Origin of the sequence: Williamsia muralis, assembly GCF_051487485.1 — a bacterium.
Classification (GTDB): Bacteria; Actinomycetota; Actinomycetes; order Mycobacteriales; family Mycobacteriaceae; genus Williamsia; species Williamsia muralis_B.
Genome location: NZ_JAHVCV010000006.1, coordinates 321,273 through 334,291 on the forward strand (window position 1 = coordinate 321,273; position 13,019 = coordinate 334,291).

General features: G+C 65.0%; 12 protein-coding genes. 4 read left to right on the forward strand and 8 right to left on the reverse strand.

The features are described from left to right. Nucleotides 1-53 precede the first annotated feature (53 nt). The 3 genes from KXR83_RS18695 (at nt 54) to KXR83_RS18705 (ending at nt 2,144) form a co-directional block, all read left to right on the forward strand. Nucleotides 54-902, forward strand: coding sequence for an endonuclease domain-containing protein (locus tag KXR83_RS18695; RefSeq protein WP_437426074.1), 849 nt, complete (start codon nt 54-56; stop codon nt 900-902). Nucleotides 903-1,038: 136 nt separating this feature from the next. Next, on the forward strand, nt 1,039-1,254 hold the full coding sequence (locus tag KXR83_RS18700; RefSeq protein ID WP_023961410.1) for a hypothetical protein: 216 nt from the start codon (nt 1,039-1,041) through the stop codon (nt 1,252-1,254). Between the two features lie 32 nt (nt 1,255-1,286). Continuing rightward, a complete protein-coding gene (locus KXR83_RS18705; RefSeq protein ID WP_437426075.1) occupies nt 1,287-2,144 on the forward strand; it encodes a Clp protease N-terminal domain-containing protein in 858 nt (285 codons plus the stop codon). A 76-nt stretch (nt 2,145-2,220) separates the two neighbouring features. Here KXR83_RS18705 and KXR83_RS18710 read toward each other — a convergent pair whose 3' ends face one another. Then, complete coding sequence (locus tag KXR83_RS18710; protein ID WP_437426076.1) at nt 2,221-3,090, reverse strand: 1,4-dihydroxy-2-naphthoate polyprenyltransferase; 870 nt, start codon at nt 3,088-3,090, stop codon at nt 2,221-2,223. Nucleotides 3,091-3,213: 123 nt separating this feature from the next. On the opposite strand from KXR83_RS18710, the gene KXR83_RS18715 reads away from it, so the two are divergent. Next, on the forward strand, nt 3,214-6,438 hold the full coding sequence (locus KXR83_RS18715; RefSeq protein WP_437426077.1) for a BTAD domain-containing putative transcriptional regulator: 3,225 nt from the start codon (nt 3,214-3,216) through the stop codon (nt 6,436-6,438). On the opposite strand, the gene KXR83_RS18720 is transcribed toward KXR83_RS18715, so the two are convergent. The 7 genes from KXR83_RS18720 to menE form a co-directional block, all read right to left on the reverse strand. Beyond that, on the reverse strand, nt 6,435-7,259 hold the full coding sequence (locus tag KXR83_RS18720; protein WP_317712012.1) for an ABC transporter permease: 825 nt from the start codon (nt 7,257-7,259) through the stop codon (nt 6,435-6,437). The two genes, KXR83_RS18715 and KXR83_RS18720, sit on opposite strands and share 4 nt — an antisense overlap. Further along, nucleotides 7,256-8,239 carry an ATP-binding cassette domain-containing protein gene (locus KXR83_RS18725; protein WP_437426078.1) on the reverse strand — a complete coding sequence of 328 codons (984 nt, stop codon included), beginning with the start codon at nt 8,237-8,239 and terminating at the stop codon, nt 7,256-7,258. Before KXR83_RS18725 ends, KXR83_RS18720 begins: the two co-directional genes overlap by 4 nt. 123 nt (nt 8,240-8,362) lie before the next feature. Then, nucleotides 8,363-8,620: a response regulator transcription factor gene (locus KXR83_RS18730; RefSeq protein WP_317712880.1), complete on the reverse strand. Its 258-nt coding sequence runs from the start codon at nt 8,618-8,620 to the stop codon at nt 8,363-8,365. Between the two features lie 144 nt (nt 8,621-8,764). Then, the gene (locus KXR83_RS18735) at nt 8,765-9,841 is read right to left on the reverse strand and encodes a hypothetical protein (protein ID WP_437426079.1); all 1,077 of its coding nucleotides are present in this window, start codon (nt 9,839-9,841) and stop codon (nt 8,765-8,767) included. Continuing rightward, complete coding sequence (locus KXR83_RS18740; protein ID WP_437426080.1) at nt 9,838-11,073, reverse strand: sensor histidine kinase; 1,236 nt, start codon at nt 11,071-11,073, stop codon at nt 9,838-9,840. Before KXR83_RS18740 ends, KXR83_RS18735 begins: the two co-directional genes overlap by 4 nt. Beyond that, nucleotides 11,040-11,708 (reverse strand): DNA-binding response regulator, encoded by a 669-nt coding sequence (locus KXR83_RS18745; RefSeq protein ID WP_437426081.1) that lies wholly within the window; start codon nt 11,706-11,708, stop codon nt 11,040-11,042. Before KXR83_RS18745 ends, KXR83_RS18740 begins: the two co-directional genes overlap by 34 nt. Before the next feature lie 155 nt (nt 11,709-11,863). Then, a complete protein-coding gene (gene menE, locus KXR83_RS18750) occupies nt 11,864-13,000 on the reverse strand; it encodes an o-succinylbenzoate--CoA ligase (protein ID WP_437426125.1) in 1,137 nt (378 codons plus the stop codon). Nucleotides 13,001-13,019 lie beyond the last annotated feature (19 nt).

The following is a 13,019-nucleotide window of genomic DNA, read 5'->3' on the forward strand; positions in this document are numbered from 1 at the left end:
ATAACCCCTGCTGACCCGAGATTCTCGTGCGTCGGCCTGTGCAGACTTTCCGCATGGGGGAATTACCGACCGGACCGGCCCGCGTGACGGACCTGCTGACCGTGATGTCGCGGCATGAACTTCGCCTCGAATATCGCAGTGTCGCGCGGGGCGTGTGGCTCCGAAACGACCAGCCGTTGACGTTTCGAACGCACTCGATCGCGGCCGGGATGGTCCACGACGACGCCGTGTTGTGTGGTTGGTCGGCAGCCGACTTCTGGGGCAATCCCTTCCGCCCGGACTGCGCGCAGCCCGAGATCACGGCGCCGATCGAGGGCAACCGGCGCTATGACGGAATCTGTGTCCGCAGAGTGCAGATCGACCACGATGACATCGTCGACATCGACGGCGTCCGGCTCACCTCGCTTGCCCGCACAGGGATCGACCTCGGTCGATTCAACTCGCGGGAGGATGCCGTTTCGGCTTTGGATGGCATGGTTCGGTTGAGGCCGACGATGCTCGATGAGATAAGTGTCGAACTCAAGCGGTGGGAGAACCACTGGGGGATCGGCAAGGCCATCACCGCACTGCGACTTGTGAACCCGCTCGCGGAATCACCGTGGGAGTCCCGCCTGCGGCTGATCCTGTGTGACGAGTGTCTGGACGGGTTCGTCCTCCAGCATGAGGTGATGGGCGGCAGGTATCGCCTCGACATCGCCTGGCCGAACCTCAAGGTCGCGGTCGAGTACGACGGAGCTCATCACCGTGAGAGTGAACAGCACGCACGGGACTTGGAGCGATGGAACCGGCTACGGGCAGCGGGCTGGGTGGTCATCGCGGTGACAGCCCGCAACATCACGGCCGGCCGCGATGAGTTCGTGATCCAGCTTCGGGCCGCACTCGCTGCCCGCGGCCGGTCGTAGCCGGCCGAAAGTGGTGGGAAATGGCGAGGGCGACCTGGGCTTTCTCTCACCCAAACCCACCAAGACCGGGGGCCCGGGGGCAACTGGGTGTCAAGAAATGTTGACAACAACGTTTTGTCAGGATAACTTGACAATCGTGCAGGAGAACCAAGACGACATCACCACAGCAGTTGCAGATCGCGATCCGGCCAAAGGGCTGGCGGCGGTGCGAGCGCTGCGAACGTTGGCGGACCGGCTCGAAGACGTCCAGGTCGCCAACGCCCGACAACAAGGGTGGAGCTGGCAAGCGATTGCCGACGTACTCCAGGTGAGCCGCCAGGCTGTACACCAAAAACACTTTCGCGGCGAGTAAGAGTCAGCCGCTGCATCAGAGAGCGAGACAACATGCTTCACCAATTCACACGTGACAACAGGACAACCCTGGCTTTTGCGTATCAGGAGGCCGCCGACCTCGGGCACACCACACTCGGCAACGACCACCTCATCCTCGGGATGCTCTGCAATGCAAGGCTTTCCGCTTTCAACATCCTTGGTGAGCAGGGTTTGGCCCTGCCGCAGGCGCGCGAGGTGGTCCGGGCCCATCATGAGGCCAACGCCGCCGATTCCGATCCCGACAAGGACCGGATCGACGAAGATCGCGACGCCCTTGCTGCCATCGGCATCGATCTCGACAAGGTTCGCGAAGCGGTCAAAGGCGCCTTCGGAGACGACATCACCGACAACTGGGGCAAACGCCGCGGAGGCCGGGGACGACCGGGTGGACCCGAACGTGCCGAGCGCTCAGAGCGCGGCCCGCACGGTCGTCGACACGGTGGGCCCCGCGGTCGACGCGGTGAGGGCGGCCCGTGGGTACGCCCCGACGTCGACGGCCCCTGGGTGCGACCGGACGGGGACGGTCCCTTCATCGGAGAGCGCGGACCGTGGCGCGGCGGTCCCGGACACGGCGGCCCGGGTCATGACGGACCTGGTCACGGCGGCCCGGGACATGACGGACCAGGAGAGGGCGGTCGCGGCAGGCGCGGACCGCGTGGCCGTGCTCGCCGACCACAGTTCTCGAAGGACGCGAAGTCGGCGATCACCCATGCAGGCGTCATCGCCCGAGAGGCGAACCGCGACATCACGGCCGAGGACGTCCTGCTGGGCATCCTCGCGACCGGCGACGCTGCATCCACCGCGTTGATCGAATCGACGACCACGGTCGAGGCCTTGCGGTCCGCACTGCAGCCGGCCGACGCCACATAGCCGATCTTGGTGGGTTCGGGTGAGGCTGACCTGCGGGTTTACTCGCCCGAACCCACCAAAACCGGGACGGCCGGGGTCAGCCGATCAGCAGGCCGGCCGCGGTGCCGATGGACCACAGGAGCATCGCCAACCCGGTCAGCGCGAGTGCGGGGATGAGTGCCGGGCCGCCGGCGCCGGCCCGGACGGGTGCGTTGGCCTTGAAGGCGAGCGGAGCGGCGACCAGTCCGAGCAACGCCCACGGGGTCGCGGCGATGAGCACCAGCGAGATCACCGACGGAATCACAACGAGGACGGTATGGAACACCCGCGTGCGTTTGTCGCCGAGACGAACCGCGAGGGTGTTCTTGCCCGACACCGTGTCGGTGGGGATGTCGCGGAGATTGTTGGCGACGAGAACACCGCTGGAGTAACACCCGACCGCGATCGCGCAGAAAAGACCCACCCAATCGACCGACTCGGCCTGTACGAACTGAGTACCGAGCACTGCGACCAGACCGAAAAACACGAACACCGCGACCTCACCGAAGCCGCTGTAGCCGTAGGGGTTACGACCGCCGGTGTAGTACCAGGCCGCAGCGATGCAGGCGAGTCCGATCAGGACGAGCCACCACGCACTGGCGAGGGCCAGTGCCAGACCGGCGACGCCCGCGAGCGCAAACGCCGCAATCGCCGCGGTCTTCACCGACTTCGGGCTCGCCGCTTTCGACCCCACGAGCCGCATCGGGCCCACGCGGTCGTCGTCGGTGCCGCGTATGCCGTCGGAATAGTCGTTGGCGAAGTTCACGCCGATGATCAACGCCACCGACACCACCAAGGCAAGCGCGGCCTTCCACCAGATGATCTGGTCGAGCCAGCCGGCGGCTCCGGTGCCGGCGATGACCGGTGCGATCGCGTTCGGGAAGGTGCGGGGTCTGGCTCCTTCGAACCATTGCGCTGCGGTAGCCATGAGAGCATCCTTGCGCACGGGCTCGACCCCGGTGTCCGCCGGACCCACTAGTCTGTAAGAAGCGATCCCGACCTGCAGGTTTGCCGTCGAACCGTTCATCATCAGCGAGGAAATGTGCCGTCAGTGACAGTAGCGCCGATCATCGGACTGCTGGGACCGGTGGCTGTTGCGGACGAAAACGGACACATGCGACCGGTGCAGGGTATTCGGGCCCGGCGGTTGCTGGCGGTGCTAGCGCTGATGCCCGGAACCCACCGATCGCAGTCGGCACTGATCGACGGGGTGTGGGGCGACGACCTGCCGCGGTCGCCGCAGTCGGCACTCCACACGCAGATTTCCAGGCTTCGACCACAACTTCCCGACGGCGCCATCGAGGTCGGGCCGAGGGGTTACCGCCTCACGCTCTCCGCCGATGCAATCGATGTGTTCGCCGCCAGATCTCTCGTCGCAGAGGGGTCTGCCCAGGCGCTCGACACCGCGGCAGCACTGTGGCGCGGGGATCCGGGCGAAGACCTCGGTGACGATGACCTGGCCCGCACCCTTCGTCAGACCGCCGACCGCGTTCACGACGACATCGTTGCCCATCGATCGCGTAAAGCCCTGGAAGATGGCGACTTCGAGCTGGCGCGCTCGCTCGCCCAGCAACGGTGCGACGCTGATCCACTCGATGAATCCGCGCACACCACCGTGATCCGCGCGCTGGCGGCACTGGGTCGCGATGCGGAGGCTCTCGCCGTGTTCGCCCGCATCCGGCGCTCACTGTCCGCCGAGTTGGGCGCCGACCCCGGTCCGGAACTCGCCGCGTTGCATCAGCAACTGGTGAGCCGACAAGGAACCGCGCCGTCGCCCACACGTCGCGCGGCCCCCGTCAGAGCAGTGGGACTGTCGGCCGAGCCGAACGAGTTGTTCGGCCGTGCCGCGGATGTCGCGAGGATCTGCCGGCTGTTCGAGACCTCACGCATGGTCACCGTGCAGGGGCCAGGAGGCGCGGGAAAGACGCGTATCGCCAACAAGATCGGGCACATCGTCGCCGGCGACGGCGCCCGTGTCTTCTTCGTCGAATTGGCGTCTGTCCGCGGCGACGACGACGTGCTGGCCGCAGTCGCGGGCACTCTCGGAGTCGGCGAATCCGACGTCGGTCCGGGCGGTCGCCCGAGGTTGGCGTACTCAGACCTGCGTGCCCGGCTCGCCGACGCCCTGACCGCGGACACGCTGGTCATCCTCGACAACTGTGAGCACGTCGTCGACGCCGCCGCGCGCATTGCGAGTGAGTTGATCGCAGCGGCAGACGGGGTGCGGATCCTGGCGACCAGCAGATCACCGTTGCGGGTCAGCAGTGAGGTGGTCCATCAGCTCCCGACGCTGGATGTCGGCGAGAAGGGCTCGGCCGCAACAGATTTGTTTGTCGCCCGCGCGCATGCGATTCGCCCGGATGTGGCGATCGACCTCGGTGAGGTCGCGGCGCTTTGCCGGGCGCTGGACGGTCTGCCGCTTGCGATCGAACTGGCCGCCGCCCGGGTCAGGACGATGACCGTCGGCGAGATCTCCCAGAGGTTGACCGATCGTTTTGCGCTGCTGAGTGCGGGCAGCCGCTCGTCCCCACTGCGACATCGCACCTTGCATGCGGTGATCGAGTGGAGCTGGGAACTGCTCGACCACGCGGCGCAGGTTGCTCTGCGTCGGCTGTGCCGGTTCCCCGGTGGTTTCTCGCGGGAAGCGGCCGCGGAACTGGTGGGAGCAGGCGGTTTCGAGCTCGACGATGTCCTCGATGCGCTTGTCGACCAGTCCCTGCTGCACGTGGTGGAGAACGGTGGCGTTCGCTATCGCATGCTCGAGACCGTCCGGGAGTTCGGCGAAGAACAGATCGCCGCGGCCGGCGAAGAAGCACAGGTCAATTCGGCGATCGCTCGGTGGGCCAGAAAGTTCTCCGAAGACGTCCGGGAGCCGTTCGAGAACGGGCGGCAACCGGTGGCGTTGAAGGCGATCGCTGCCGAGGCCGACAATCTCGTGTGGGTACTGCGTCGCTGCATGGAGCCTGACCCGCTTCATCGCCCCGATGCCGCGGAATTGACTGTTGTGACCTGCTTTCCCGTGCTCGCCGGTTATTGGGCCATCCGTGGTCTGCACGCCGAGGTGATGATGTGGGGTCCGCGCGTTGTCGCGGCCCTGCCCGCCGAGACACCCGCGGCGATCGCGGCAATGTCCGACTTCGAGCGCGAGAACCGCCAGGCCACTTACATTCTCGCGGCAGCGCATCTGCTGATGTCCCGACATCTGCGGTCGCTTGCTGTCGCACGCACTCGGATTCGGCGACTTCTCCGACGCCAGTTGGCCAATCTTCGTCCGATGGACTTTGCGTCGGCGATCGCAACCTCGTACCACCCGTTGTCCGCGTTGCGACTGCTGATCATCGCGCGGGACAGTCCCAACCCGCGTGTCCAGATGCTGGCGGCGGTGTTGCGGGTGAACGTCCGGGAGAACGTGGGAGACCGCGAGGGTGCCATGCGCGACGCCGTCGCGAACCTGGCCCTCACCGAGGAGCGGAACGACCTGTGGATGGCTGCCGCGTCCAGGATGGAGATCGGAAGTCTCTACGGTCAGGTCGGTGACTTCGACTCGGCGCTCGAAAGCTATTTCAAGGCAATTCATCTGCTGAACGAGATCGGGTCCGAGCAGGACAGCATGCAGGCGCGAGGGTATGTGGTGGCCGCCCTGATCGGATCTGGACGGATCGACGAGGCCCGGGCGGAGTTCGCCGACCTCTCCGATGGCTGGCAGCCCAGTGACCCCGACCCGCAACTGCATCCGGAGGTCTCTGCCGGCATCCTCATCGCCGCAGCCGAACTCGAGGTCTACGACCACAGAACCGCCTCGGCGGCGAACCTGTACGAGCGCGCGGTTCGGCTGTTGCTGAGAGAACACCCCATGCCGGCGCAGGACCCGTTTGTGGCCATGATCATCAGTACGGCCGTGTGTGGCATGGCGGTCAACGGCGCCGTCGACCGCGCGACGCCGTACCTTGCCGATCTCGCCAAGATCATCGACCACATGGTGGGACCCAGCGGGATGGGTGACCTACCGCAAATGGGTTCGGTCGCACTGGGATACGGGGTGTTGACATGTCTGCGCCGGCCTGGTTCGCCTGACGGGGTGAGGCTGTTGCACCTGGCCGTACGGCTGGGTGGACGCCGCGATTTCCCCACACTCGCCTCAGCGATGGACCGTCGATTCGAGATGTCCGGTGTCTGCGACGACGAGTGGCGATCGGGTGAGGCGGCGGTGTCCACGATGTCCCGCAGGCAAGCCGTGCGGGACATCGTGGACATCATCAAAAGGCTCAACGTCTAGGCGTTGCGCATGTACGACTTCACCGTGAGTGGGGCCATGATCACGATGATGATGGCGGCACCCACGAGCGACCAGACGACGTGCATACCGATATGACCGTTGTTGGTCAGTTCGCGAACCGCGCTGACCAGGTGCGAGATGGGGTTGACCTTGACGAAGGCTTGCATCCAACCGGGCATGGTCTCCGGCTGCACGAAGGCGTTGGACATGAAGGTCAGCGGGAACAGGATGAGCATCGAGATGCCCTGTACTGCTGAGGCTTTCTTCATGATGGTGCCCATGAAGGCGAAGATCCACGACACCGCGAAGCTGCAGGTGATGACCAGCAAAGTCGCACCGAGCACACCCAGTGCGTCTGGTCGCCAGCCCATCGCGATGCCCACCACAAACGTGATCACGGTGGCGATCAGATAACGGACGACGTCGGCGAGAAGTGCACCCGCCAAAGGGCTTATCCGAGCAATCGGGAGCGACCTGAATCGGTCGAACACACCTTTGTCCATGTCTTCACGCAACTGGGTGCCGGTCACGATGCTGGTGACGATCACCGTCTGCACCAGGATGCCGGGAATGATGATCGGCAGGTAGTCGTGCACGCTGCCGGCGAGGGCGCCGCCGAAGATGTAGGTGAACATCAGGGTGAAGATGATCGGTTGCAGCACAACGTCGAACAGCTGCTCCGGGTTGTGGCGAATCTTGAGCAGACCGCGGTAGCCCATCGTGAACGATTGTCGGACAGCGTCGGCGACGCTCACCGACCTGACGGGGACGGTGGTGTTGGTGGGTGCGGTGGTGATGGGTTTGTCGATGAGTGTGGTCATGCGGCTTGCTCCTCGGAAGTGGGGTCGGCGGGTTTGCCGGTGATGGTGAGGAAGACCTCGTCGAGACTCGGCTTCTGGACGTTGAGTCCTTCGATCGCAATGCCCACCTCGCGCAACGCGATGAGGATGTCGGGCAGTAGATCTGGGCGGTCCATGGGGGCGGTGATGCGTCCGGCTTCGGCGCTGAGCGTGGCCGGTTCGGACAGGATTCGTTCGATGAGTGCGGCTGCGGCGGGGGCCATCGCCTTGTCGGCGGGGGTCAGTTGCAGGGTGGACGACCCGATCGAGCTCTTCAGCTCGTCCGCTGTGCCGTCGGCGATCACCCGTCCGCGGTCGATCACCGCGATTCGGTCGGCGAGTTGGTCGGCCTCGTCGAGGTATTGGGTGGTGAGCAGCACTGTGCTGCCACCGGCCACAAGACGCCGGATGGTGTCCCACATCTGCGCTCGCGTCCGCGGGTCGAGACCGGTGGTCGGTTCATCGAGGAAGAGCAGTGGGGGAGTGGCTATCAGGCTTGCGGCAAGGTCCAATCGCCGACGCATACCGCCCGAGAACTGTTTGAGTGGTCGTTTGGCGGCGTCGGTGAGTCCGAACTCCTCGAGGAGGTCGTGGGCCCGTTGCCGCGATGCCTGGCGACTGTTGCCGAGCAGGCGACCGAAGACGATGAGGTTCTCGGTGGCGGAAAGGTCTTCGTCGACCGATGCGTACTGCCCGGTGACACCGACCAGCGAGCGTACGGCGACCGAGTCGGTGGTCACGTCGTACCCGAATATCTTCGCCTGGCCTTCGTCAGGCTTGAGGAGGGTGGCGAGCATGCGCACGGTGGTGGTCTTGCCTGCGCCGTTGGGACCGAGGACTCCGTAGACCGATCCGGTGGGAACCACCAGGTCGACGCCATCGACGGCTTTGGTGGAACCGAAGTGTTTGACCAATCCGCGGGCCTCGATGGCCGGCGCATCGGTGTGCAGTGGTGTGTTCATGGAACAGACTCTGCGCCGACGCGCTGTCGTGGCGCTTACATCGGCTGTCGTGGGCTGCCAGGCGCTGTCATGCGTTCACCAGAGCAGTGAGACAGTCAGGTCGTCGCGTGCAACCGAGACCGTTTACAACTCATTGAGTTCGATATGACCGTCTTGCAGAGCGCGGGCGAGCAATGCCGCTTTTGTGTTCGCCGGACGACCCACCGACGCGTATTTCAGTCTGATCCGATTCACGTGTGTGCTCACCGTGGCTGGGGTGATGAACAGCGCTTTGGCCACTTCTGCTTTTGAATCACGCATGACCCATTCGCGCAGAATCTCTATTTCGCGAGCGGTCAGTGGTGGGGCTGGCAGGGGTTTTGAACCGGTCAACGGCAACACCAATGCAGGGCTTCTCCTCGGGCAGGCCACAGGCCGGAACTTGGGGTCCCCCGACCCATCAGGAGAACTTATCGCGGGTGACTACAACTCGACAGATCAATCTTTTGGTGTCACCCGAATTGGTGTCATCGTGAGCCATGCAAACTATTCGTCTTCGATATCGGCGTTCGAATACTTCACGATGTGATTGCCTTTTGACATCCTGCCTGATCTGTCAAGGTCTATGCGGCGAGTTCCGGAAACTCCACTGCGATAGATGGACAGCAGGGTGGACCGGCCTGGTGGCAGCACGCGAATGCGTACGTCGCCGTCGCCCGCCTCGGACAGGGCGTCGGTGACCACGGTGCTGGCACGGTCCCGGACCGACGCGTCCGCGTCGTCGAGACCCCCGTCGTCGATCATCAACACCTCGACGCCCCGACCGCGAGCCGCGCGTGCGGCCGCAGCCGTCGAGGGTGTCACCAGAGCTTGCGCTCGAAGCTGATCGCGCAGATGGGCTTCGAGCAGTTCGCACGATTGCCGCTCCTGATCCGACAGGGGCGTACCCGTGGCGATTCGTTCGAGCAGCGGGCGAGCGAGTTCGTCGAGTTCGCGTAATCGGAGGTTGCGCTCGAATTGGGCCGCCGCAACGGCAGAGGCCTCTGCCGCCCGCGTCATCGACTGCTGTCGGAGGGTGAAGATCGAACGGATTGTCGGGCGCACGGCCAATGCGAGCACGGTCGCGACCGCAACTGCGCCCGAGTTGTAGATCGGTGTGGTGGCGCCGGTCCACCAGCCCTGGTCGGTGAGCGTCGACCAGGCGCCATAGACCCCGACCGTCAGAGCGATACTCGACCACGCGTATCGGGCGCGCCCTCGCAGACACATGAACACATAGATGATCGACGAATAGCCGGACACCCAGATCTGATTCGAAGTCTCCAATGGCACCGGGACCGCCGACAGCAGAAACGCCGCTGCCACAGGCGACGACAACGCCAAGACGAGTGCCGGAAAACGGAGCAGAGGGTCGTGCGGCAACATGACCACGGCGACAGTCGCGGCGACCATGATGAGTACGGCGACCGCCTCGGGCCACATCGGTGACACTCCGGTGGTGTTCTGCAGCGCACAGAAGGTCATCGCCAGCACCACTGCGCCGGTCAACCCCCGCGCCAGGCGGGTGTGGAGGCCGAGTACCTCGCGGATGTCGGTGGGGCCGGTGGACGACTCCAATCTCATTGCGGCCGTCGCCATGTCAAGTCGACCCGCGTGCCCTCACCTGGGCGTGACGCGATTTCTGCTGAGCCACCGGGTAATTGCTTCATTCGCCCTCGAACACTGACAGCGAGGCCGAGCCGGTGCCCGGGAACGGTCGCAGCATCGAACCCGACGCCGTTGTCGCCGACCGTCACTCGAAGGAGGTCGTCGCCTGCGCGCACCTGCACCGACCGGCGGGCGTCCGCACCGGCGTGATGAACACTGTTGCGGAGGGCCTCGGACAGTGCCGCGGACATGGTCCGAACCACGGTGCCCGGGTATCGGGTGGCTGGATCGGCCGTTCCGTTGAAGCTGACCACTCGAATCGAGTCGTCGACTTCGCCGGTCGCACTGCGTAACTGACTGATGGCAGCATCGACATCGAACTCGGCTTGTTGCCGTACTCCGGATTCGAGGACTTCGAGTTTGGTGAGCGTGTCGGTGGCTTGCTCGACCAGTGCCGGTGACATGTCGTGGCGGGCGGCGGCCAGCAACGTGGCCATCACGCCGTCGTGGGTGAGCGCATCGAACCGCGAACGCTCGTGCGCGCGAGCAACGGCAGCAGCGGCTTCGGCAGCAGCAGTGGCAGATTGGTGCCGGGTGGTGTCGAGGATGCGTCCGGAGCGGACCGCAGCCACTCCCATCGCGAACGGCATCGCCGTGAGGCAGAAGCTCCAGGCGATCTCGGCAGCGATCGGATTGCTGTGGTCCGGCATCCTGACCACCTCGTTGACGATCTGCACCGAGATCAGGACGAACAGCCAGTAGGGCAGTGACCAGCGGACGCGCCACGTCAGCGCAGCGCTGAAGGCGACCACCCCGTTGAACTGGGTGAACCACATCCCTTGCGCCACATCGAGTTGCACACCCGTCCACACCAGGGGCCACGTGATGATGGTCAGTGCATAGCCGATCACCACCGCACTCGAGGCCGCCCGCACGGCACGAATACCTGGCCGGAACGAAAGGATGATCATCGCGATCGCCGACCCGTAGACGGCCACCAGCGCGGCCACCGTCCACCACATCGGGACCACATCGAGCGATGCGGTGATGACGGTGCTCAGCCCGATGAAACTCAGGCAATAACCGATGCCGAGGTAACGGCAGAACTGCCGAAAGATCTTGTCCGCAGCCGATACGGTGCCCTCCGGATCGAAGCCGGTTGCCGCAGTGGTGCTCAGCGCCGGAAGAGTCGCGGTATCGGAAGCCAACCGTCCTCCAATGCTCGTTTGTAGAGGTCGGTCTTGGTCGGTGCCGGACGGCCGGCGTCGGCGTACTTGCGGCGGATCCTGGACAGGTACACGTTGACGGTCTCGGTGGACAGACCGGTGAGCGACGCAACGCGATTGGCAGGCTCACCGGATGCGTAGAGTTCCAGCACCTGCCGCTGGCGGGGGCTCAGATTCACCTCGGACAGCGCCGGGTCGGCGTCGATCGCGGAGGCCCAGTCCATCGTCGCGACGGTGTTCCCGTCGGCTGCAGATCGGATGGCCTCCACCAGTTCGGTGTTGCGCACCGATTTACGCACCACGCCGAGCACACCGGCGGCGGTGGCGGCGCGAACGAGGTCGGGATAGTCCGCTGTGGTGAAGACCAGCACCTTGATGCCGGCAGCGTGCAATTGCTCGACGTTGGATTTCGGCGTGGAACCGTCTTCCAGCCGCAGGTCCAAGATCACCAGATCGAGGTCTTCGGTGATGTCGAGGAGCCCTTCAACGGTGCTCGCCCCCGCGGCAAACGTCATGCCGTCGGAACCATTGATGATGGCCGCGAGGCCGGTGAGCTGGGACTCGAAGTCCTCCACCACACCGATCTTCCGTTCACGGTCCCAACTCTGCTCATTCATCGCACTGCTGTTTTAGCCGGTTCCCCCGATTCATATAGTTAGTTTCACCCAACCAGTCATGATCGGGTGACAAAGAACACGAATCGTGATCCGTTCGAAAAGCGGTACCGCTTGGTTGGTCTTGACGTGGCGCGGGCCGCCGAATCGCCGGTGAATTACCCGCCGAGCCCGCTCAGTTGGCTCCGAAGTGCCGAACGATCCACCTTGCCTGGCCCGCGTCGGGGCAGGTCATCGACAAAGAACACCCGACGGGGGACAGCGGTCTTGTCCAGCTGTTTCGCGACGACTTGCTGCAAATCTTCGGTGGTGGCAGATGCGCCGGGAGAAAGAACAATCGCTGCGACGACCTGCTCCCCGAGCCTCTCGTCGGGTAAACCGAGAACTGCGCATTCGCTGACCGCGGGATCGGTGAGCAGGGCAGCCTCGACCACCTGCGGAACGATGGTGAGGCCCCCGGAGCTGATCGCTTCGTCGGCGCGGCCCAGTATCGACAGCGATCCGTCGACGTTCAGGGTGCCGAGATCGTCGGTGCGGAACCATCCGGATTCGGCGAATGCCGGATGATCTGGACGGCCTCGATAGCCGGACGCGACCATCGGTCCACCCAGCTGCACCCGGCCCGACGGTGAGCCGTCGATACGAATCCGCACCCCGGGCAGAGGCCGGCCGTCGTACACGCAACCGCCGCAGGTCTCGCTCATCCCATAGGTGCGCACGATCGGGATCCCGGCGTCGATCGCTCGTTCGCGTAGCGGCGCCGGGGTGGCGGCCCCGCCCACCAGGACGGCGTCCACGCCGCGCAGGGCGGCCACCGCCGACGGGTCGGCAAGCACCTTGATGAGCTGAGTGGGCACCAGTGAGGTGTATCGGCGTGGGCCTGACAACTCGTCGACGCCGGCGACGAGGTCGGCCGGGTCGAATCCGTCGGCCACGTCGAGCGTCAACGGATCAAATCCGGCCCGCAGGCTCCGCAGCAGCACCTGTAGCCCCGCGATGTGATGAGGAGGCAAGGCCAGCAGCCACGCCCCCGGCCCGCCGAGGTACTCGTGGGTCGCATCGATCGAGGCCTTGACGGATCCCGCGGAATGCATGGCGCCTTTTGGGGTGCCCGTGGTGCCCGACGTCGCGACCACCAGCGCCACATCGTCGTCAATCGGTTCGCCCGCGCCGAGAGCCGCAGTGAGCCGCTGGGTTTCGGTCTCGTCGTGGGTGGGCACCGGTAGGTAGGAGCCCGCGCCGTCCAGAAGTCGCTGCAGCGCATCGATATTCGTCGATGCGGCCGACAGTGGCAGTGGTTCGAGCGGGCGTTGG

Bases quoted from the DNA above. Each gene is read 5' to 3' on its own strand.
- KXR83_RS18695 (WP_437426074.1), top strand. From the start codon at position 54: ATGGGGGAATTACCGACCGGACCGGCCCGCGTGACGGACCTGCTGACC.
- KXR83_RS18705 (WP_437426075.1), top strand. From the start codon at position 1,287: ATGCTTCACCAATTCACACGTGACAACAGGACAACCCTGGCTTTTGCG.
- KXR83_RS18710 (WP_437426076.1), bottom strand. From the start codon at position 3,090: ATGGCTACCGCAGCGCAATGGTTCGAAGGAGCCAGACCCCGCACCTTC.
- KXR83_RS18720 (WP_317712012.1), bottom strand. From the start codon at position 7,259: ATGACCACACTCATCGACAAACCCATCACCACCGCACCCACCAACACC.
- KXR83_RS18725 (WP_437426078.1), bottom strand. From the start codon at position 8,239: ATGAACACACCACTGCACACCGATGCGCCGGCCATCGAGGCCCGCGGA.
- KXR83_RS18735 (WP_437426079.1), bottom strand. From the start codon at position 9,841: ATGAGATTGGAGTCGTCCACCGGCCCCACCGACATCCGCGAGGTACTC.
- KXR83_RS18745 (WP_437426081.1), bottom strand. From the start codon at position 11,708: ATGAATGAGCAGAGTTGGGACCGTGAACGGAAGATCGGTGTGGTGGAG.